This window comes from Streptomyces sp. A1277, assembly GCF_004795015.1.
In the GTDB taxonomy this organism is placed as follows: domain Bacteria; phylum Actinomycetota; class Actinomycetes; order Streptomycetales; family Streptomycetaceae; genus Streptomyces.
This window is the reverse complement of record NZ_SSBI01000003.1, coordinates 150,224-169,975: the sequence shown is the minus strand read 5'-3', so window position 1 is coordinate 169,975 and position 19,752 is coordinate 150,224. Positions and strand designations below refer to the sequence as shown.

Annotated in this window: 19 protein-coding genes and 2 pseudogenes; 9 read left to right on the top strand and 12 right to left on the bottom strand. The window is 73.9% G+C overall.

The window, feature by feature from the left end; translation table 11 throughout:
* Positions 1 to 378: 378 nt before the first annotated feature.
* On the bottom strand, positions 379 to 1,113 hold the full coding sequence (locus tag E6R18_RS03495) for a VIT1/CCC1 transporter family protein (protein ID WP_136315338.1): 735 nt from the start codon (positions 1,111 to 1,113) through the stop codon (positions 379 to 381).
* A gap of 267 nt (positions 1,114 to 1,380) precedes the next feature.
* Between E6R18_RS03495 and E6R18_RS03490 the strand changes: the two genes are divergently transcribed.
* Genes E6R18_RS03490 through E6R18_RS03460 form a run of 7 tightly spaced genes read left to right on the top strand, consistent with a single transcriptional unit; the run spans position 1,381 to position 9,269 of the window.
* Positions 1,381 to 2,592: an ADP-ribosylglycohydrolase family protein gene (locus tag E6R18_RS03490; RefSeq protein WP_240799578.1), complete on the top strand. Its 1,212-nt coding sequence runs from the start codon at positions 1,381 to 1,383 to the stop codon at positions 2,590 to 2,592.
* On the top strand, positions 2,589 to 3,866 hold the full coding sequence (locus E6R18_RS03485; RefSeq protein ID WP_136315337.1) for an ADP-ribosylglycohydrolase family protein: 1,278 nt from the start codon (positions 2,589 to 2,591) through the stop codon (positions 3,864 to 3,866). The genes E6R18_RS03490 and E6R18_RS03485 overlap by 4 nt, the downstream gene beginning before the upstream one ends.
* Positions 3,793 to 4,995, top strand: coding sequence for an ADP-ribosylglycohydrolase family protein (locus E6R18_RS03480; protein WP_136315336.1), 1,203 nt, complete (start codon positions 3,793 to 3,795; stop codon positions 4,993 to 4,995). Before E6R18_RS03485 ends, E6R18_RS03480 begins: the two co-directional genes overlap by 74 nt.
* Entirely contained in the window at positions 4,992 to 6,374 is a 1,383-nt protein-coding gene (locus E6R18_RS03475; RefSeq protein WP_136315335.1) for an ADP-ribosylglycohydrolase family protein, read from the top strand. The genes E6R18_RS03480 and E6R18_RS03475 overlap by 4 nt, the downstream gene beginning before the upstream one ends.
* Positions 6,371 to 7,255, top strand: coding sequence for a ribokinase (gene rbsK / locus E6R18_RS03470; protein ID WP_136315334.1), 885 nt, complete (start codon positions 6,371 to 6,373; stop codon positions 7,253 to 7,255). The genes E6R18_RS03475 and rbsK overlap by 4 nt, the downstream gene beginning before the upstream one ends.
* Complete coding sequence (locus tag E6R18_RS03465) at positions 7,252 to 8,451, top strand: CoA transferase (protein ID WP_136315333.1); 1,200 nt, start codon at positions 7,252 to 7,254, stop codon at positions 8,449 to 8,451. Before rbsK ends, E6R18_RS03465 begins: the two co-directional genes overlap by 4 nt.
* The gene (locus E6R18_RS03460; protein WP_136315332.1) at positions 8,448 to 9,269 is read left to right on the top strand and encodes a CoA ester lyase; all 822 of its coding nucleotides are present in this window, start codon (positions 8,448 to 8,450) and stop codon (positions 9,267 to 9,269) included. The genes E6R18_RS03465 and E6R18_RS03460 overlap by 4 nt, the downstream gene beginning before the upstream one ends.
* Positions 9,270 to 9,334: 65 nt before the next feature.
* Here the strand turns inward: E6R18_RS03460 and lgt are convergent, their stop codons facing one another.
* From lgt to hisI, 10 genes are all read right to left on the bottom strand, one after another.
* Positions 9,335 to 10,282 carry a prolipoprotein diacylglyceryl transferase gene (lgt, locus tag E6R18_RS03455; protein ID WP_136315331.1) on the bottom strand — a complete coding sequence of 316 codons (948 nt, stop codon included), beginning with the start codon at positions 10,280 to 10,282 and terminating at the stop codon, positions 9,335 to 9,337.
* A 106-nt stretch (positions 10,283 to 10,388) separates the two neighbouring features.
* Entirely contained in the window at positions 10,389 to 11,207 is an 819-nt protein-coding gene (locus E6R18_RS03450; protein WP_136315330.1) for a thioredoxin domain-containing protein, read from the bottom strand.
* 75 nt (positions 11,208 to 11,282) lie between these two features.
* Positions 11,283 to 12,095 carry a tryptophan synthase subunit alpha gene (gene trpA / locus E6R18_RS03445; RefSeq protein ID WP_136315329.1) on the bottom strand — a complete coding sequence of 271 codons (813 nt, stop codon included), beginning with the start codon at positions 12,093 to 12,095 and terminating at the stop codon, positions 11,283 to 11,285.
* A complete protein-coding gene (trpB, locus tag E6R18_RS03440; RefSeq protein WP_136315328.1) occupies positions 12,092 to 13,378 on the bottom strand; it encodes a tryptophan synthase subunit beta in 1,287 nt (428 codons plus the stop codon). Before trpB ends, trpA begins: the two co-directional genes overlap by 4 nt.
* A 316-nt stretch (positions 13,379 to 13,694) precedes the next feature.
* A complete protein-coding gene (gene trpC, locus E6R18_RS03435) occupies positions 13,695 to 14,504 on the bottom strand; it encodes an indole-3-glycerol phosphate synthase TrpC (protein WP_136315327.1) in 810 nt (269 codons plus the stop codon).
* Positions 14,505 to 14,631: 127 nt separating this feature from the next.
* Positions 14,632 to 15,114 (bottom strand): DUF2752 domain-containing protein, encoded by a 483-nt coding sequence (locus E6R18_RS03430; protein ID WP_136315406.1) that lies wholly within the window; start codon positions 15,112 to 15,114, stop codon positions 14,632 to 14,634.
* Positions 15,115 to 15,241: 127 nt separating this feature from the next.
* Entirely contained in the window at positions 15,242 to 15,490 is a 249-nt protein-coding gene (locus E6R18_RS03425; protein ID WP_136315326.1) for an HGxxPAAW family protein, read from the bottom strand.
* 137 nt (positions 15,491 to 15,627) lie between these two features.
* Positions 15,628 to 16,284 carry a TIGR02234 family membrane protein gene (locus tag E6R18_RS03420; RefSeq protein WP_136315325.1) on the bottom strand — a complete coding sequence of 219 codons (657 nt, stop codon included), beginning with the start codon at positions 16,282 to 16,284 and terminating at the stop codon, positions 15,628 to 15,630.
* A gap of 50 nt (positions 16,285 to 16,334) precedes the next feature.
* Positions 16,335 to 17,822, bottom strand: a complete 1,488-nt coding sequence (locus tag E6R18_RS03415; protein ID WP_136315324.1) for an anthranilate synthase component I — start codon at positions 17,820 to 17,822, stop codon at positions 16,335 to 16,337.
* Between the two features lie 11 nt (positions 17,823 to 17,833).
* Positions 17,834 to 18,217 (bottom strand): phosphoribosyl-AMP cyclohydrolase, encoded by a 384-nt coding sequence (hisI, locus tag E6R18_RS03410; protein WP_136315323.1) that lies wholly within the window; start codon positions 18,215 to 18,217, stop codon positions 17,834 to 17,836.
* An 84-nt stretch (positions 18,218 to 18,301) separates the two neighbouring features.
* Between hisI and E6R18_RS03405 the strand changes: the two genes are divergently transcribed.
* Entirely contained in the window at positions 18,302 to 18,934 is a 633-nt protein-coding gene (locus E6R18_RS03405) for a TIGR03085 family metal-binding protein (protein WP_136315322.1), read from the top strand.
* 103 nt (positions 18,935 to 19,037) lie between these two features.
* A pseudogene (locus E6R18_RS34640) lies at positions 19,038 to 19,208 on the top strand (aldo/keto reductase); the annotation flags it as partial.
* A 158-nt stretch (positions 19,209 to 19,366) separates the two neighbouring features.
* Here the strand turns inward: E6R18_RS34640 and E6R18_RS03395 are convergent.
* Positions 19,367 to 19,606 (bottom strand): annotated as a pseudogene (locus E6R18_RS03395) (PucR family transcriptional regulator); the annotation flags it as partial.
* Positions 19,607 to 19,752 lie beyond the last annotated feature (146 nt).

The following is a 19,752-nucleotide window of genomic DNA, read 5'->3' as shown; positions in this document are numbered from 1 at the left end:
GTCGTGGCATATGCAGTGCCGAGGGACGACGTTGGCCCTCTGCGAAAAGTTGATGCAGATTACATGATGGGGCGCTTCTCACAAAGCGGATGGATCGTTCCAACATACGGACAACGTCGATGACGGTGTCGAGGGTCGCTGTCGGAGGATCGGCGCCCGGGACCCGCGGAGCACAGGCGTCGTTGCCCGTGGTGCCTACGGCTCTTGCCCGGTGGGAGAGAAGACGAAACCGCCGGGTAATGGCTACTTATGTGTAGCCCTGCATAGAGACTCATTTTACGACGCGCAATGCCATCGCGCCCAGTGGCGCGGACCAAGACGTACGTCACACGGATGACGCACAGGTCACGGACCGGTCGCGTGACCGGCCGGGCCGCCTCAGCCCCCGACGGCCACACCGAACAGCGTGCCCAGACCGTACGTGATCGCGGCGGCCGCCCCGCCGAGCGTCAGCTGCCGCAGCCCGCTGAACCACCAGCTGCGGGCCGTGACCCGGGCCACCACCGCGCCGCAGCCGAACAGTCCGGCCAGGGCGAGCAGCACGGCCGGCCACAGCGCGTCCGCGCCGAGCAGGAAGGGCAGCACGGGCAGCAGCGCGCCGAGCGCGAACGCGCCGAACGAGGAGACGGCGGCCACCAGCGGCGAGGGCAGGTCGCCGGGGTCGATGCCCAGCTCCTCGCGGGCGTGTATTTCGAGCGCCTGCTCCGGGTCGCGCGAGAGCTGCCGGGCCACCTCGCGGGCCAGCACCGGCTCGACGCCCCGGGACACGTAGAGCTCGGCGAGCTCCCGCTCCTCGTCCACCGGGTGCTTGCGCAGCTCCCGCCGCTCGACGTCCAGCTCCGCCTCGACCAGCTCGCGCTGGGAGGCCACGGAGGTGTACTCACCGGCCGCCATGGAGAAGGCACCGGCGGCGAGACCGGCCAGGCCGGTGATCACGATGGTGCGGTGCGAGACGTCGCCGCCCGCGACACCGGTCATCAGGGCCAGGTTCGAGACGAGCCCGTCCATCGCACCGAAGACCGCCGGACGCAGCCAGCCGCCGTTCACGTCACGGTGGGTGTGGTTGTCCCGGTGCGCCTCGTGCAGTACGGCGTCGGTCTCGATGATGGCCACAGCTGTCACTCCCCTTCTCCGGAACGGAATTCACCCGCTCCGCCCCCACTCGACACCGTCGAAAATACGCACGAAAAACGGCCCCCGCCAGCAAGGCAGGCCGTACTTACCACCCTGCGTAACCGGATAGGTACGGCTTGCCTTGCTGTCCGGAAGGTTTCATCCGAGTGGCCCTTTTGTGGGGATTACCGGTCTTCGTACCGGCTCCGCGTGGAACGGATCCCACAGGGACGAGAACTGGCTCGGTACGAGCGAAGGGTCGACGCGATGGAGACGGTCGCAGGAAATCCGGCGGCACCGCGGGCGGGCGGCACAAGGACGGCCCGGCTCCCGGCCGACGACCCGGACCGGGGCGGGCCCGGCGACCGGGCCAGGGGCGCGCTGCTCGGCCTGGCGGTCGGCGACGCGCTCGGCGCCCCGGCGGAGAACATGCGGCCCTCCGAGATCCGCCGCCGCTGGGGCCGGATCGAGGGCTTCGTCAGCGACGACCCGGCCGGCACCGACGACACCGAGTACGCGATCTTCTCCGGGCTGCTGCTGGCCCGGCACGGTTCGGCGCTGACCGTCACGGATGTGGAGCGGGCCTGGCGGATGTGGATCGCGGACGTGGACGAGGGGCCGTTCCGGGGCGCGGGCTTCAGCGAGCGCGGCACGCTGGAGAACCTGCGCCGGGGCCTGGCCGCCCCCATCTCCGCCCAGCACCGGCACGCCTGGAGCGACGGCCTGGCGATGCGGGCCGCGCCCTTCGGCGTCTTCGCGGCCGGGCGCCCCGACGAGGCGGCCCGGCTGGTCGCGGTCGACGGCCGGGTCAGCCACGAGGGCGAGGGCATCTACGGCGGCCAGGCGGTGGCCGCCGGGGTGGCGGCCGCGATGACCGGGGCCGGGGTCACCTCCGTGATCGCCGCCGCGCTCTCCGTCGTCCCCATGGACTCCTGGACGGCCCGCTCGCTGCGCCGCGCGGTGACGGCGGCGCAGCGCCCGTACCCCGACCGGCTCACCGGGGAACGCGCGGTGCGCTCGGCGGTGGTGGTCGGCGGCTATCCCTGGACGGATCTGGCGCCGGAGGCGGTGGGCCTGGCGTTCGGGGCGTTCGCGGCGGCGCGCGGCGACTTCCGCACGGCGGTGCTCATGGCGGTCAACATGGGCCGGGACGCCGATACGACGGCCGCGGTGGCGGGTGCGCTGGCCGGGGCGCTGCACGGGGCGTCGGCCGTCCCGCGCGTCTGGGCGGAGGCGATCGGGCCGGTGCGCGGGAGCTGCCTGCCCTCGATGCGCGGCTACCACGTGCTGGACATCGCGGACCTGCTCGCGCCGGGGCCCGCGGCGGGTGGCGCGGGCGGATCGCCGGGCGACGCCCTCGCAACGCCGGGGGCCGGCCCGGCGGCGGGCACGGGTGAACGGGTGGGCCCCAGACCGGCGGCGGACGGTGCCAACTGCCGGGACGCCCGTCCCGCCCGCGCCGGGGCGGGGCCGCGATGAGCGGCGCGTGGCGGGCCCGGATCGAGGGGCTGCTGATCGGGCTGGCCGCCGGGGACGCGGCGGGGTGGCCGGCCGCGCGGCACCGGGCGGCCCGGATGCCGGAGTGGACCCGGCGTCTGACCCGCGAACTGGACACCTTCGCCGAGCAGAACGCGACGACCACGCTGCCCGTCCCCATCGCGCTCAACCAGCCACCCGAACCGCTGCGGCTCGGCCCGTCCGACGACGCCGAGTGGGCGGCGTTCGCGGCGGGCACCGTGCTGGCCGCAACCGCCGGACGGGCGCGGGCCGGCACCGGGCAGATGCGGACCGCATCGACCGCCGGACCCGCCCAGGCCCGTACCTCCTCCGCCCCCGGCGACGCTTGCGTGCGCGCCGCCGTCGCCGGTGCCTGGAACTCCCTCGCCGCCGAGGTCGCCGCCGCCGCGGCACGCGCGCCCGAGGTGGAGTCGGCGGTGCTGCCGCTGCGCGCCCGGATCTCGGTGCGGGCCGGGCTCGGCAACCTCGCCGCCGGACTCCGCCCGCCCGCCACCGGCCACGACAACCCGCACTACTTCGACGACGCGGCGTGCGTACGGGCCGCCGTGCTCGCCGTCGTACACCCCGGGGACCCGGTCGCGGCGGCCGGACTCGCGGAGTTCGACGCGCGCTACACGCAGGACGGCGACGGGGTGCACGGGGCGCGGGCCATGGCCGCCGCGTGCGCCGAGGCGCTGGCCGGTGCGGACGTCGACACGGCGGTGAACGCCGCGCTCGCCCAGCTCCCCGAGGGCACCGAGATCGCGCGCAACGCGGCCCACGCGGTCCGGATCGCCCGGGAGTTCGCCGGTGAGCGGGCCGGGGCGTTCGCCCTGGTCCCCGTGTTGGAGCACCAGATCGTGGACCACGTCTACAGCTACGGGATCGCCGCCGCCGAGACCGTCCCCGTCGCCCTCGCGCTGACCACCGCGGCCCGGGGCGACATCGCGCAGGCGGTGCCCGCGGCGGCCTGCCTGTCGCGGGTCGCGGACTCGGCCCCCGCCCTGGCCGGGGCGCTGACCGGCGCGCTGGGGTCGCTCGGCTCCGTGCCCGACGGCTGGCGCGAGGCGTGCCGGACGCTGGCCGGGTGCGCGCTGCCCCGTCTCGCGGGCACGGACCTGATCGAACTCGCCGGGCTGCTGGCAGACACGGAACCGGCACCCACGGGTGGACAATTCGGACATGACATCCACAGTGCCCCTGGCGCCCACGTCGTCCGCGTCCCCCACGACACCCACGGCGCCCACGCTCGATGACCGGATCGCGGGCGCCCTCGTCGGCGCCGCGGTCGGCGACGCGCTCGGCGGCCCGGTCGAGGGCCGCCCCCCGGAGCAGATCGCGGCCCGCCACGGCGGCCGGATCACCGGCGTCGTCGGCCCGTGGGACGGCGACGACTGGCGCACCGCCCGCCCGATCGCCCCGTACCACAAGGGAGACGGGCACGTCACCGACGACACCTTGATGACCCATGCGCTGGTGCGGGTGTACGGGAAGGTGCGCGGCCGTCTCGACGCGTACGCGGTGGCCGACCACCTCGTGCCGGAGCTGATCGGCGAAACGCGCTGGATTCCGGAGCTGGAGGCCGAGGCGCTGCCGCTCCAGCGGGTCTTCCTCGCCGAGAAGTGGATCGTCGCCCGGCTGCACTACGGGCACGTGGACCCGCGCGAGGCGGGCTGCGGAAACATCGTCAACTGCGGGGCGGCGATGTACATGGCGCCGGTCGGGCTGGTGAACGCCGCCCAGCCGCACGCCGCGTACGCCGAGGCGCTCGATGTGGCGGGCGCCCATCAGTCGAGTTACGGCAGGGAGGCGGCGGGCGTCTTCGCGGCGGCCGTCGCCGCCGCCTGCGCGCCCCGGGCGACGCCAGAGACGGTCGTGGAGACCTGTCTGTCGCTGGCCAAGGACGGTACCCGCGCCGCCATCGATGCCGTCTGCGAAACCGCCGCCCGCTACCAGGACTTCGAGGCCGCGCTCGCCCCGTTGCGCGAGGCCGTCGCCCCGTTCGACACGGTCGGCCCCGACTACCGCGCGCCCTCGCTCGGCGCCCGCCGCCCGTCGCGGCTGCACGCCATCGAGGAGCTTCCCATCGCGCTCGGCATGCTGCTCGTCGCCGGCGGGGACTACCGGCGGGCGGTGCTCGGTTCGGTCAACTACGGGCGCGACTGCGACTCGATCGCCACCATGAGCGGCGCGCTCGCGGGCGCCCTGCACGGCGAGCGGGCCATCCCCGCCGACTGGGCGGCGACGGTCGCCGAGGCCAGCCGCCTCGACCTGCGTGCCCCGGCCCGGACCCTCGCGGAGGTGGCCCGCGAGGTGTTCGCGCAGGACACCGCCCGCCGCCGCGCCCACGAGGCCGCCTTCGCCACGCTGGCGGGCACCCCGTGACCACGGCGGTGCGCGTGACCTGGGTGCAGCCGGAGGACCTGGTGGGCCACGAGCTGCGGCAGGCCGCCGAGGACGGGCGCGACGCGCGCGACATCGCGCGCCGGTGGTACGAGGCCGGCGGCTCCCCCGCCCCGGAGCGCGCGGGCGCCTCCGCTCCCGGCGCCCCTCCCGGGCTGCGCGCGGTCGCCGAGCGGCTGCTGGACGAACTCGCCCTGCTGGAATCCCCGCTGGCGGACGACGAACCGACCTGCCTGGACGCGATCCGGGCCGCCTGCCCGCAGTGGCCGCGCACCCGGAGCGCCCAGCCGGCGGCCGGCCGGGAACGGCTGCACGCGGCCTGGCTGGGGCGCGCCGCCGGGTGCCTGCTGGGCAAGCCGGTCGAGAAGCTGCCGCTGGAGGGCATCCGCGCCCTGGCCCGCGCCACCGGGAACTGGCCGCTGAACACCTGGTTCACCGCCCGGGGCCTGCCCCCGTCGCTGGCCGCCGCCTACCCGTGGAACCGGCGCTCCGCGGGAACCTCGCTGGCCGAGAACATCGACGGGATGCCCGAGGACGACGACCTCGACCACCCGCTGCTCGCCCTGTTGCTGCTCCGGCGGCACGGCCGGTCGTTCACCACCGCCGACCTGGCCCGGCTGTGGCTGGACGAGCTTCCGGCGGGGCGTACGTTCACCGCCGAGCGGGTCGCGTACCGCAATCTGCTCGACGGGGTGGAGCCGCCGGACACCGCCCGCCACCGCAACCCGTTCCGCGAGTGGATCGGCGCCCAGATCCGGGCCGACGTGCACGGCTGGACCCGCCCCGGCGACCCGGCCGGGGCGGCGGAGCAGGCGTACCGCGACGCGGTCCTCACCCACACCGGGAACGGCGTCTACGGCGCGATGTTCACGGCGGCGGCCCTGGCCGAGGCCGCCACCGGCGAGCGGGACGTGCACGGCTGCCTGGCCACGGGGCTGCGGGTGGTGCCGCCGCGCTCGCGGTACGCCCGGGCGGTACGGGACGGGATCGCGGCGGCCCGCGCGGAACATGATTTCGATACGGTCGTCGACCGGTTGCACACGGTGTACGGCAGGTATCACTGGGTGCATGTGCTGCCCAACGCGACTCTGCTGGCCGCCGCCCTCACCCATGCCGACGGCGACTTCACCGGTTCCATCTGCCGGGCTGTCTCCGGCGGCTGGGACACCGACTCCAACGGCGCGACCGCCGGTTCGCTCGCCGGACTGCTCGCCGGGCGCCCGGACGCGCTGCCGGACCGGTGGACCACCCCGCTGAAGAACCGGCTCGCCACGTCCGTCCCCGGATTCGACTCGGCCGGTTTCGACACCCTGGCCGACCTGACCCACCGGCTCACCCACGAGGAGGCACTCCGCCCATGACCAGAGTCGCGGTGCTCGGCAGCACCAATATGGATCTTGTGGCCTACGTCGACCGGGCCCCGGAACGCGGGCAGACCGTCACCGGACGGGAGTTCCGCACCATCCCCGGCGGCAAGGGCGCCAACCAGGCCGTCGCCGCGGCCCGCGCCGGCGGTGACGTGCTGATGATCGGTGCGGTCGGCGACGACGAGTACGGCGTACGGATGCGGGAGAGCCTGGAGCACTCCGGCGTCGACACCGACCTCCTGCACACGGCCGAGGGCCCCAGCGGCACCGCGCACATCGTGGTCGACGCCGAGGGCTCCAACGCGATCGTGGTCATCCCCGGCGCCAACGGCACCGTCACCTCGCTCGGCCCGGGCGAGATCGCCGCCATCGCCGAGGCCGATCTGCTGCTGCTGCAACTGGAGCTGCCGCTGTCCGCCGTGATCGAGGGGGCGAGGGCCGGCCACGCCCAGGGCGTACGGACCGTGCTCACCCCCTCCCCGGTGCAGAAGCTGCCCGCCGAACTCCTCGACCACGTCGATCTGCTGATCCCCAACGAGCACGAGGCCGCCGAGCTGTCCGGCCACGAAGAGCCGCACGCGGCGGCGGAGATCCTGCTCAGCCAGGTGCCGGCGGTGCTCATCACGCTCGGCGCGAAGGGCTGCCTGTACGCGGCCCGGGGCGGCCGGGCCATCCACTTCCCCGCCCCGGACGTCTCCGCCGTGGACACGACCGGCGCCGGGGACACCTTCGTCGGCACGCTCGCCGTGGCGCTGGGCGAGGGGCGCCCGGTGCCGCAGGCCATCGCCTGGGCCTCGGCGGCCGCCGCACTCTGCGTACAGAAACCGGGCGCCTCGGCCTCCATGCCGTACCGCAGCGAAATCGACACCGCGTGAGCGCCCCGGAGGCGGCGCCGCTGACCGGGCTGCGCGTCGTCGATCTCGCCACGCTGTTCGCGGGCCCGCTCTGCGCCACGATGCTCGGCGACTTCGGCGCCGAGGTGATCAAGGTCGAGCATCCGACCCGCCCCGACCCCTCCCGGGGACACGGACCCGCGAAGGACGGCATCGGCCTGTGGTGGAAGCTGCTCGGCCGCAACAAGCGCAACCTGACACTGGACCTGTCCTGCCCGGACGGCCGCGATCTGCTCCTGCGGCTCGCCGCCGGCACCGATGTGATCATCGAGAACTTCCGGCCGGGCACGCTGGAGCGCTGGGGCCTCGGACCGGCGGAGCTGCACGCCGTCAACCCGCGCCTGGTGCTGGTCCGCGTCACGGGCTTCGGCCAGTTCGGCCCGTACGCCCACCGGCCCGGCTTCGGCACCCTCGCCGAGGCGATGAGCGGCTTCGCGGCGATCACCGGGGAGCCGGACGGGCCGCCGACCCTGCCGCCGTTCGGGCTGGCCGACTCGATCGCGGCGCTCGCCACGGCGTACGCGGTGATGGCCGCGCTGGCCGGGCGCGACCGCACCGGCGAGGGCCAGGTGGTCGACATGGCGATCATCGAACCGATCCTGACCGTGCTCGGCCCGCAGCCGCTCTGGTACGACCAGCTCGGTTACGTACAGCCGCGCACCGGCAACCGCTCGCGCAACAACGCCCCCCGCAACACCTACCGCACCTCGGACGGGCAGTGGGTGGCCGTCTCCACCTCCGCCCAGTCCGTCGCGGAACGGGTGATGCGCCTGGTCGGGCGGGCGGACCTGATCGACGAGCCGTGGTTCGCGTCCGGCACCACCCGTGCCGAGCACAGCGACGAGCTGGACGAGGCCGTCGGGCACTGGATCGCCCGGCACACCCGGGACGAGGCCCTGTCCGCGTTCGAGAAGGCGCAGGCCGCCATCGCGCCCATCCACGACGTCCGGGACGTGATGGAGGACCCGCAGTACCGCGCCCTGGACTCCGTCACCGAGGTGGACGACCCGGAGCTGGGCCCGCTGCGGATGCAGAACGTCCTCTTCCGGCTCTCCCGGACCCCGGGGGCGATCCGCTGGACGGGCCGCCCGCACGGGGCCGACACCGAGGAGATCCTCACCGAGCTGGGGCTGAGCGGCCCGGAGATCTCGGCGCTGCGGGCGGAGCGGGTGCTGTGAGCACGGCGGCCCCTCTCACCCTGCTGTACGTGCCCGGGGACCGGCCCGACGTCATCCGCAAGGCGGCCGTCGCGGGGGCGGACGTGGTGATCGTCGACCTGGAGGACGCGGTCGCCCCCGACCGCAAGGAGTACGCGCGCTCGGCGACGGTGGAGCTCCTGTCCGACCCGCCCTCCGCCACGGCGCCGCCGGTCCACGTCCGGGTCAACGACGAGGCGGACGTCCTGGCCCTGGCGGGGCTGCCGGGCCTCGGCGGGCTGCGGCTGCCGAAGATCACCCACGCCGCGTCCGTCCACCACATCGCGGCGCTGGCCCCCGGGGTCGCCCTCTGCCCGCTGCTGGAGTCCGCACTCGGCATCGAGCACGCGTACTCGGTGGCCTCCGCCCACCCCCAGGTCCACGCCATCGCCCTGGGCGAGGCGGACCTGAGGGCCGACCTGGGCGTACGGGAGGACGCGGGGCTCGACTGGTCGCGCAGCCGGGTGGTGGTCGCCGCCCGCGCGGCCGGCCTGGCACCGCCGGCCCAGTCGGTGTTCCCGGACGTCCGGGACCTGGACGGCCTGTGGACCTCTTGCGCCCACGGCCGGACGCTGGGCTTCCTCGGCCGGGCGGCGATCCACCCCCGGCAGCTCCCGGTGATCGAACGGGCGTTCCGGCCGACGCCGCAGGAGATCGAAGCGGCCTGGCACATCGTGGAAGCGGCCCGCGACCAGGCAGGGGCCCAGGCCCTCCCGGACGGCCGCTTCGTGGACGCGGCGGTGGTTGCGCAGGCGCAACGAACGCTTGCGCTGGCGAGATCAAGCCCGTCCGGCGATTGAGGACACCGCACAACGGTGAGGGGCCGCCGAGAATCTCGGCGGCCCCTCACTCAGCTTGCGCGACGTCAGCCCTTGGCCGCCTCTGCCGTCCCGTCCGCCTTCGGCGCATCCGCGTCCGCATCTGCGTCCGCGTCCGCAGCCTCGACAGGCTCGTCCGCCTCAGCCGCATCCGCCTTCTCCGAGCCCTCCGGCGCCTCCGGCGCCCGGGGCTCGACAACCTCCTCGCGCCCCGGCCGCACCCTCGCCGAGACCACGATGTACGTCACCGCCAGCACGAACACGATGAGGGCGGTCCACACGTTCAGCCGCAGGCCCAGAATGTGATGGGCCTCGTCCACGCGCATGTACTCGATCCACGCGCGCCCCGCGCAGTACGCCGCGACGTACAGCGCGAACGCCCGCCCGTGCCCGAGCTTGAAGCGGCGGTCGGCCCAGACCACCAGGAGGGCCACACCGATGCACCACAGCGACTCGTACAGGAAGGTCGGGTGGTAGGTGCCGGCCACCCGGTTGGGGCCCTCGCTGATCTTCAGCGCCCACGGGACGTCGGTCTCCCTGCCGTACAGCTCCTGGTTGAACCAGTTGCCCCAGCGGCCGCATGCCTGGGCGAGGGCGATGCCGGGGGCGAGTGCGTCGGCCCAGGCGGGCAGCGGAATCCCACGGCGGCGGCAGCCGATCCAGGCACCGACCGCGCCCAGCGCGATCGCACCCCAGATACCGAGGCCGCCCTGCCAGATCTTGAAGGCGTCGACCCAGTTCTCACCGTCGCTGAAGTACAGCTGGTAGTCGGTGATGACGTGGTAGAGCCGGCCGCCGACAAGCCCGAAGGGCACGGCCCAGACGGCGATGTCGGCAACGGTGCCGGCGGTGCCTCCTCGGGCGACCCAGCGCTTGTTGCCGAACCAGACGGCGACGAAGACACCGATGATGATGCAGAACGCGTAGCCGCGCAGCGGGATCGGTCCGAGATCGATCACGCCGGTCGACGGGCTGGGAATGTAGGCAAGGTTCATGGCAGCGTCGACGCTACCTTGCCGGGCGGGAGGTACGGCAACCCGCCCGGCAACTTCTGGGTAACGAGCGGGTCATCGATTACGCCGACCGGCCCCGCGCCGGCCGCTACGGCGTGGGCGTCGCGGTGCCCGGCTTCTTGCCCTTGTCGGCCTCGGCGACCCACTTCTTCAGGTTGGCCGCGGTGATCGCCTCGTCCCCCTTCTTCGGGAAGATCGACTCGCCGTTGAGCAGCGCGGTGGGCGTGCCCTGGAAGCCGCCGTCGCGGAAGGCCCTGTTCGACTTCTCCACCCAGGCGTCGTGCTTGCCGTCCTCGACGCAGCTGCGGAATCCCGGCGTGTCGAGCCCGTCGACCTTCTTGGCGAGATCGATCAGCTTGGCGTTGTCCCCGAAGGCGTCGTCGGTCTCCTGCGGCTGGTTGCGGTACAGCACGTCGTGGTACGCGGAGAACTTCCCGGCGTCCTGCGCGCAGGCCGCCGCGTTGGCCGCCTTGAGCGAGCCGCTGCCCCCCATGTTGCCGTCGATGATCGTGGCCAGGTGGTAGTCCACCTTGAGCTCGCCGTCGCGCTCCAGCTGATGGATCGTGTCGCGGAAGGCGTTCTCGAACTGGGCGCAGACCGGGCAGCGGAAGTCCTCCCAGATGGTGAGGGTGGACGGGGCGTCGTCCGCGCCGACCCGGATCGCCAGGGCGTCCTTGCCGGTCGCGCCCGACGGCGCCACGGCGGGGCCTGACGCCTTGGACTTGTCGCTCTTGCCGTCGGTGTTCGCCGCGATCACACCGACGACGGCGGCCAGCCCCAGGACCCCCACCACCGCCGTGGACACGATCAGCGTCCGGCGGCGGCGGTCGCGCGCCTTCGCCTGCTCGCGCTCCTGGACCAGCCGGTCTCGCGCGGCCCTCTTACCCTGTTGATTCTTCTCGCTCACACCGCAGCAACGACCCGGGGAGGCACTCGCGTGCCTCCCCGGTCCGAGGTCCACCCGTTCGGATGACGCCAGGTGTCAGCGCTTTCGAACACCTTCGGCAAGGTCGGCCGCCAGCGAACGGACGCCCGCGACGCCCGCCGCCTCGTCGGGGGCGTCCAGCATCCGCTTGACGAAGGCCGAGCCGACGATGACGCCGTCGGCGAAGGCGGCGACCTCCGCGGCCTGGGCGGCGTCGGAGACGCCGAGGCCGACGCAGACCGGCAGCTCGGTGGTGGCGCGGGTGCGCCGCACCAGGTCCTCGGCCTGTGCGCCGACCGAGGCGCGGGTGCCGGTGACGCCCATCAGGGACGCCGCGTAGACGAAGCCGGAGCCGGCCGCCGTGATGGTGGCGATCCGCTCGTCCTTGCTGCTGGGCGCGACGACGAAGACGGTGGCGAGGCCGTGCCGCTCCGCGTGCTCGCGCCACAGCGCGGACTCCTGGACCGGCAGGTCGGGCAGGATGCACCCGGCCCCGCCCGCCTCGGCGAGCTCGGCGGTGAAGCGCTCGACGCCGTACCGGTCGATCGGGTTCCAGTACGTCATGACGAGGATCGGCGCCCCGGTCGCCTCGTACGCCTCGCGCACCGTGCGCATGACGTCGGCGATCTTCACGCCGCCGCGCAGCGCGATGTCGTCGGCGGTCTGGATGACGGGGCCGTCGAGCACGGGGTCGCTGTGCGGCAGGCCCACCTCGACGACGTCGGCGCCGCCCGCCACCACGGCCTTGACCGCCTCGATGCCGCCGTCGACGGTCGGGAAGCCGGCGGGCAGGTACGCGATCAGCGCGGCCCGGTCCTCGGCCCGTGCCGTGGCGAGCGTGGTGCTCAGCAGCTCGGTGTTGCCGCTCACTGGACGTCCCCCTCGATCTCCGCGTTGCCGCCCTCGGCGTCCGCCTCGACGGCGGCGTCCGTCTCGTACAGCCCGAAGTAGCGGGCCGCCGTGTCCATGTCCTTGTCGCCCCGGCCGGACAGGTTGATGAGGATCAGCCCGTCCCTGCCCAGCTCCTTGCCGACCTCCAGGGCCCCGGCCAGCGCGTGCGCGCTCTCGATGGCCGGGATGATGCCCTCGGTACGGGAGAGCAGGCGCAGCGCCTGCATGGCCGCGTCGTCGGTGACCGCGCGGTACTCGCCGCGGCCCGCGTCCTTGAGGTACGCGTGCTCGGGGCCGATGCCCGGGTAGTCCAGGCCCGCCGAGATGGAGTAGGGCTCGGTGATCTGGCCCTCCTCGTCCTGGAGGACGTAGCTGCGCGAGCCGTGCAGGATGCCGGGCTCGCCCGCGGTGAGGGTCGCCGCGTGCTCCCCGGTCTCCACGCCGTGTCCGGCGGGCTCGCAGCCGATGAGCCGGACGTCCGCGTCGGGGACGAAGGCGTGGAAGAGGCCGATGGCGTTGGAGCCGCCGCCGACGCAGGCCACGGCGGCGTCGGGTAGCCGGCCGGCCCGCTCCAGGATCTGCCGCCTGGCCTCGACGCCGATGACGCGGTGGAAGTCGCGGACCATCGCCGGGAAGGGGTGCGGGCCCGCGACCGTGCCGAAGAGGTAGTGGGTGCGGTCCACGTTGGCGACCCAGTCGCGGAACGCCTCGTTGATGGCGTCCTTCAGGGTGCGGGAGCCGGACTTCACGGCGATGACCTCGGCGCCCAGCATCCGCATCCGCGCCACGTTCAACGCCTGCCGCCGGGTGTCGATCTCGCCCATGTAGATGGTGCAGTCGAGGCCGAAGAGGGCGCAGGCGGTCGCGGTGGCGACGCCGTGCTGGCCGGCTCCGGTCTCGGCGATCACGCGGGTCTTGCCCATGCGCCGGGTCAGCAGCGCCTGGCCCAGCACGTTGTTGATCTTGTGGGAGCCGGTGTGGTTGAGGTCCTCGCGCTTGAGGAAGATCCGGGCGCCGCCCGCGTGCTCGGCGAAGCGCGGGACCTCGGTGAGGGCGCTGGGACGGCCGGTGTAGTGGACCATCAGCTCGCCCAGCTCGGCCGCGAAGGCGGGGTCGGCCTTGGCCTTCTCGTACTCGTCGGCGACCTCGTCCACGGCGGCGACCAGCGCCTCCGGGATGAACTTTCCGCCGTAGGCGCCGAAATAACCCTCGGCGCTGGGGATCAGACCCTCGGGGTCCGGGATGAAGAATTCGGACAACATCTGGGATGTGCTCCTCGTCATGGCATGGCTGTCTACACCGTGTGCGCCGTGAGCGGAGCGCCGCCTCGGCCGGGGGCCGGGGCGGATGCGGACGCACGGAACCGGCCCTCGCGGGCTGGGCTGTCACGGCGGCCGGGGCTCGCTCTACTGCGCGGACCCCGTGCGCCATCGCATGCCGTTGACCTGACCGGGCTCGTCGCCGATCACGTACCGCACCCGCCGGCCGTGTACACGGCGGGCCGGGGCCCGGCAGCCGCGGTGCCACGTGGGCAGTGCGCAGCGCATCGGCTCGGGGTGCGGGAGGGACACGGCCGGATCAGCCTCGCCCGTGGCGCAGGGCCGGGTGGGCGCCGGCGGCGACCAGGTCGGCGACGGCGGTGCGCGGGTCGCGGCCGGTGACCAGGGACTCGCCGACGAGCACGGCGTCGGCGCCGGCGTTGGCGTAGGCGATGAGGTCGTGCGGGCCGCGGACGCCGGACTCGGCGACCTTGACGATGTGGTCGGGGATCTCGGGGGCGACGCGCTCGAAGGTGGAGCGGTCGACCTTGAGGTCCTTCAGGTTGCGCGCGTTGACACCGATGATCCTGGCGCCCGCCTCCACGGCGCGCTCGGCCTCCTCCTCGTCGTGCGCCTCGACCAGCGGCGTCAGGCCGATGGACTCGGCGCGCTCGATCAGGGAGACCAGCGCCTCCTGTTCGAGGGCGGCGACGATCAGCAGCGCGAGGTCGGCACCGTAGGCGCGGGCCTCCCACAGCTGGTACGAGGTGACGATGAAGTCCTTGCGCAGGATCGGGATGTCGACCTTGGCGCGGACGGCCTCCAGGTCGGCCAGCGAACCGCCGAAGCGGCGCTCCTCGGTGAGGACGGAGATGACGGAAGCCCCGCCGGCCTCGTAGTCCGCGGCGAGCGCGGCCGGGTCGGCGATGGCGGCGAGCGCGCCCTTGGAGGGGCTGGAGCGCTTGACCTCGCAGATGACGGTCACGCCCTCGCCGCGCAGGGCGGCGACGCCGTCCTTGGCACGGGGTGCTCGGGCGGCGCGTTCCTTGAGCTCGTCGAGGCTGACGCGCGCCTGCCGCTCCGCGAGGTCGGCGCGGACGCCGTCGATGATCTCGTCGAGCACACTCACGCGAGCGGCCCCCTTCCGGAACGGTGACTGAAAAACGTAACAGGCCACAGGATCAGCCCCTTCGATGGTATCCGCAGGAGGCCGCTGCGCCCGCATCCGGCCACCGCCCGTCCCACTACCTGGGCATTCACGGGGCGAGCGCCGAGCCGAACGGCAGATTCCGGACGGCGGTGAAGATCAGCAGTACGGCTCCGATCCCCCACCAGTGGACCGGCCGCAGGGCGAACCGCCAGGGCTTCCCGGTGGCCTCGCGGACCATCCACACCGCCCAGAGCACGGCGAAGATCCCGTAGCCGACGACGGCGAGCGCGTTGGAGCCGAAGGCCGCCGCCAGGTCGCCGTGGGCGAAGGCGTGGGCGCTGCGCAGTCCGCCGCAGCCGGGGCAGTAGATGCCGGTGAGCCGCAGCAGCGGGCAGACGGGGTAGTGGCCCGGCTGGTTCGGGTCCACCGTGGCGACGTAGCCGAAGGCGCCGACGACGGCGGCCAGGACGCCCACCGGGGTGGCGGTCCGGCGCAGCCGCGAGGCGCCCGCGGGGGCGGTGGGGAAGAGCGGCGGGCCCGCCGGGGGGCCGGGGGCGGGCTCCGGGACCGGGGGCGGTCCGGCGTTCACCGGGGCTGGGCCCGGCGTCGACGGTGCTGCGGCGGGGGTAGGCGATGCGTCCACCCGGTGATTGTCGCCGCTGACGCGGAAAGGCGCAGCCCGGACCGGGCTGCGCCTCGCATGCGTATGTCCTGGATCAAGAGGTCTGCGCGTGGCCGGCGCGGGCCCTGGCGGCGGCCAGGTCCGCCGACTCCTTCGGCATGCCGAGGCCGGCGAGCTTCATCGCGAGGCCGACGACACCACCGATGAGGACGACGCCCATGCCGGCCCAGAAGCCGAGCGGGTTGGCCGCGACCATGAAGACGCCCGCGACGCAGAAGCCGATGAAGGCGATGATGACACCGGTCCAGGCGGCCGGGGTGTGTCCGTGGCTGCTGCCCGCCATGAGTTGCTCCTCGTTGGTGTTGCGCTGTTGGAATCGCTCGGGTCGCTGTACGCACGGCCGGTGCCGCTGTGGCTGCCGCTGTGCTGTGAGCTCACGGTCATTGTCCCGTACGTGCGGGTACGACGTGAGCTTGGGGGTCATGCCTCGCGCGTCGGGTCCTCGCCGCGGTCCAGGGCCTTCCACAGGTCCTCGGGCCGGTCCGGGTCCGGGGCGCGGGGGGCCTTGCGGGGGCGCGGGGTGCCGTCGCGCTCGTAGCGTCCCGACATCGTGGGCCAGCGGCTGCCGTAGCGCAGGGCGAGGAGCCCGGCGAGCAGGATCAGCAGGCCGCCGACGGCCGTGACGTAGGGCCAGGCGGTGTGGCTGAGGGCGGTGATGGTCGCCGCGCTGTCGCCGCTGGTCTGTGCGGCCTTCTCGTCCAGCGCCCCGCTGTCGGACGCGCCGAGGAAGGCGCTCAGCGCGGCACCGAGTCCGCTGAGGGCGAGCAGTCCGGCGACCACGCGCCGGCCGGTGGCGCGCACGGCGAAGACGGCGACGAGGGCGGCCAGGCCGACGATCGCGAGGGCGGCGGGCAGTCCGGTGACGTCCTGCCCGTCGGCGCTGAGCGGCAGGGTGCCGCCGCCGACCGGGGCCTTGCCCTCGGCCCAGGTCTGCCCGGAGGCGAGCAGGACGACGGTCGCGCCGGCCGCTCCGAGGAGCAGGCCGGCGGCCAGGCTGCGGCGGCTTCCCGCGCTGTCGGGCGCGTCGGCGGCTTCGGCACGTGGCTGGGGTATGGGGACGGCACTCACGTACTCCACTATCCCTTACCGGCCCGCGGTGGCCCACCGCGGGCCGGTGAGGGGCCTGCTCAGACGCCGCCGAGGCGGTTGGCGGTGTGGACGGCGCGGAGTACCGCCGCCGCCTTGTTGCGGCACTCGTCGTCCTCGGCGGCCGGGTCGGAGTCGGCGACGACGCCCGCCCCGGCCTGGACGTAGGCCGTGCCGTCGCGCAGCAGGGCGGTGCGGATGGCGATGGCGGTGTCGGAGTCCCCGGCGAAGTCGAGGTAGCCGACGCAGCCGCCGTACAGGCCGCGGCGGGTGGGTTCCAGCTCCTCGATGATCTGCAGGGCGCGGGGCTTGGGGGCGCCGGAGAGGGTGCCGGCGGGGAAGCAGGCGGTCAGGACGTCGAAGGCGGTGCGGCCCTCGGCGACCTTGCCGGTGACGGTGGAGACGATGTGCATCACGTGCGAGTAGCGCTCGATGGACATGAAGTCGACGACCTCGACGCTGCCCGGTTCGCAGACCCGGCCCAGGTCGTTGCGTCCGAGGTCGACCAGCATCAGGTGCTCGGCGCGTTCCTTGGGGTCGGCGAGGAGTTCGTCGGCGAGGGCCTGGTCCTCCTGGGGGGTGGCGCCGCGGTGCCGGGTGCCGGCGATGGGGTGGACCATGGCCCGGCCGTCCTCGACCTTGACCAGGGCCTCGGGGCTGGAGCCGGCGACGTCGAAGCCGTCGAACCGGAAGAGGTACATGTACGGCGAGGGGTTGGTGGCGCGCAGGACCCGGTAGACGTCGAGCGCGCTCGCCGTGCAGGGGGTCTCGAAGCGCTGGGAGGGCACGACCTGGAAGGCTTCGCCGGCCCGGATGCGCTCCTTCACGTCCTCGACGGCGTCCTGGTAGGCCGGTCCGCCCCACAGCGCGGTGTACGGGGGCAGCTCGGAGGGCGGCAGGGCGGCGGGGGCGTTCTCGACGGGGCGGCGCAGGTCCCGCTCCATCGCGTCGAGCCGGGCGACGGCGTCGCCGTACGCCTCGTCGACGCCGCTGGCCAGGTCGTTGTGGTTGATGGCGTTGGCGATGAGCAGGACGCTGCCGTCCCAGTGGTCCAGGACCGCGAGGTCGGAGGTGAGCAGCATCGTCAGCTCGGGCAGCTTCAGGTCGTCGCCGGCGCTGTCGCCGATCTTCTCCAGGCGCCGCACGATGTCGTAGCCGAGGTAGCCGACCATGCCTCCGGTGAAGGGCGGGAGGCCGGCTTCCCGGTCGTGCGGGGTGTGCAGGGCCTCGATGGTGGCGCGCAGGGCGTGCAGCGGGTCGCCGTCGACGGGGACGCCGACCGGCGGGGTGCCGAGCCAGTGGGCCTCGCCGTCGCGGGTGGTGAGGGTCGCGGCGCTGCGTACGCCGATGAAGGAGTAGCGCGACCAGGTGCGGCCGTTCTCCGCGGATTCGAGGAGGAAGGTGCCGGTGCGTTCGCCCGCGAGCTTGCGGTAGAGGCCCACCGGGGTGTCGCCGTCCGCGAGGAGGCGGCGGGTGACGGGGATGACGCGCCGGTCGACGGCCAGCTTGCGGAACGTGTCGAGGTCCATGGCGGCAGACCCTACTGTCCGAGCGGAAGGACGTCGGCGTCGAAGCAGGTGCGGTCGCCGGTGTGGCAGGCGGCGCCGGTCTGGTCGACCTTGACGAGGACGGTGTCGGCGTCGCAGTCCAGGGCGACGGACTTGACCTGCTGGACGTGGCCCGAGGTGTCGCCCTTGACCCAGTACTCCTGGCGGCTGCGCGACCAGTAGGTGCAGCGGCCGGTGGTGAGGGTGCGGTGCAGCGCCTCGTCGTCCATCCAGCCCAGCATCAGTACCTCGCCGGTGTCGTACTGCTGGGCGATGGCCGGGACCAGCCCGTCGGCGCCGCGCTTGAGCCGGGCGGCGATGGCGGGGTCGAGGGCGCTGGCGGGCCGGGGGGTGCCGGGCGTGGGCGTGCTGGTCATGGGCCCATTGTGCCGTGGCGGCGCGAGGGGTCCGGGCGTGCGTCCACTGGGCGGACGGGGGGCGGCGGCCGTACGCTGGCGGGCATGTCGACCCATGCGAAGCGCGAACGACTTCTGCTCGCCGACCTGTTGGAGGCGGCGGGTCCGCAGGCCCCGACCCTGTGCCACGGCTGGACGGCCCGTGATCTCGCGGCCCATGTGGTGGTGCGGGAGCGGCGGCCGGATGCGGCCGCCGGGAGCATGATCGGCCCGCTGAAGAACCGGAGTGAGCGGGTCCGGGCCGAGTTCACCGCGAAGCCGTACGAGGAACTGATCCAGCTCATCCGTACGGGCCCGCCGCGGATGTCCCCGTTCGGGCTGAAGCAGCTGGACGAGGCGGCGAACACGGTGGAGTTCTACGTCCACGCCGAGGACGTGCGCCGGGCGCAGCCCGACTGGTCGGCGCGGGAGCTGGACCCGGTCTTCGCCGACGTCCTGTGGTCGCGTACGGAGAAGGCGGCGCGGATGCTGGGCCGCAAGGCGCCGGTGGGCCTGGTCCTGCGCCGCCCGGACGGACAGACCGCGGTGGCGCACCGGGGGACGCCGGTGGTGACGGTGACCGGTGAGCCGGGCGAGCTGCTGCTGTTCGCGTTCGGGCGGCAGGAGGCGGCGCGGGTGGAGCTGGAGGGCGAGCCGGACGCGATCGGCCGGGTGACGACGGCGAAGCTGGGTATGTAGCCCGCGTGCGTACGCCCTGCGGCCCCGGTCAGCAGGGCCGGGGACACGGTGAGCCCGGCCCGGGGCGCCCGGCCCTGTACGGCCGGGAGCAGGGCGGAGGCGGGAACAGCTGGAGGGCCTGCTCAAGGGCGCCGTGCTCACCCTGGACGGCGCCGCGCTCGACGCGATCGTGCCGCCGGGGGTGAGCCTCTACAACCCCGCCACCTCCTTCCCGCCGCGCTCGCTGACCGACACCGCCCTGCGCCGCCGCCCGCTCACGGAACGAGCCCCGGCCCGAGTGCCGGGCTCCCGCTCAGCCGGTCCTACGTTGTTGGTGGGTTGGACGGGCCGTCGTAAGGTCCAGAGATCCAGAGACGCCGGGTATGGCTTTCAGCCGGTTGCCCTCGATGGTTCAGCTCACCCGGCCGCCCGGTGTCTCACGACGACTCGACCGCTGACGACACCGCAGTGCTCGTCCACGAAGTTCCAGACGTCCGCGGCGACATGGACCAGCAGCCGGATGTCCTCGGGGTGGCGGCACGCGGTCTCGTCCACCAGGTCCTGCCAGACCATCGCCCCGCCCATCCGGAACGCGTGCAGGACCGCGTCCAGCGGCACCCCCTGCTCCGCCCGGACCTCGCCGATCCGCCGGGAGGTGCGGTGCGCGGCGTCCCGGAACTCGCGGGGCTGGATCCCGCACGGGCACGGGCGCACCGAAAGATCCTGACGCCCGCAGAATGACATACCGCCCAGTCGGTACCTAGGGGTGTACGCCCTCCTTCTCACCACGTCCGGGGGCACCGGCTCAGAAGGGTGCGCGTGCGCCTGCGGGGCGCCCT

Coding starts and splice junctions, on each gene's coding strand:
- E6R18_RS03490 (WP_240799578.1), top strand. CDS start 1,381: ATGGAGACGGTCGCAGGAAATCCGGCGGCACCGCGGGCGGGCGGCACA.
- E6R18_RS03485 (WP_136315337.1), top strand. CDS start 2,589: ATGAGCGGCGCGTGGCGGGCCCGGATCGAGGGGCTGCTGATCGGGCTG.
- E6R18_RS03480 (WP_136315336.1), top strand. CDS start 3,793: ATGACATCCACAGTGCCCCTGGCGCCCACGTCGTCCGCGTCCCCCACG.
- rbsK (WP_136315334.1), top strand. CDS start 6,371: ATGACCAGAGTCGCGGTGCTCGGCAGCACCAATATGGATCTTGTGGCC.
- lgt (WP_136315331.1), bottom strand. CDS start 10,282: ATGAACCTTGCCTACATTCCCAGCCCGTCGACCGGCGTGATCGATCTC.
- trpB (WP_136315328.1), bottom strand. CDS start 13,378: ATGTTGTCCGAATTCTTCATCCCGGACCCCGAGGGTCTGATCCCCAGC.
- E6R18_RS03425 (WP_136315326.1), bottom strand. CDS start 15,490: ATGGCGGGCAGCAGCCACGGACACACCCCGGCCGCCTGGACCGGTGTC.
- E6R18_RS03415 (WP_136315324.1), bottom strand. CDS start 17,822: ATGGACCTCGACACGTTCCGCAAGCTGGCCGTCGACCGGCGCGTCATC.
- hisI (WP_136315323.1), bottom strand. CDS start 18,217: ATGACCAGCACGCCCACGCCCGGCACCCCCCGGCCCGCCAGCGCCCTC.
- E6R18_RS03405 (WP_136315322.1), top strand. CDS start 18,302: ATGTCGACCCATGCGAAGCGCGAACGACTTCTGCTCGCCGACCTGTTG.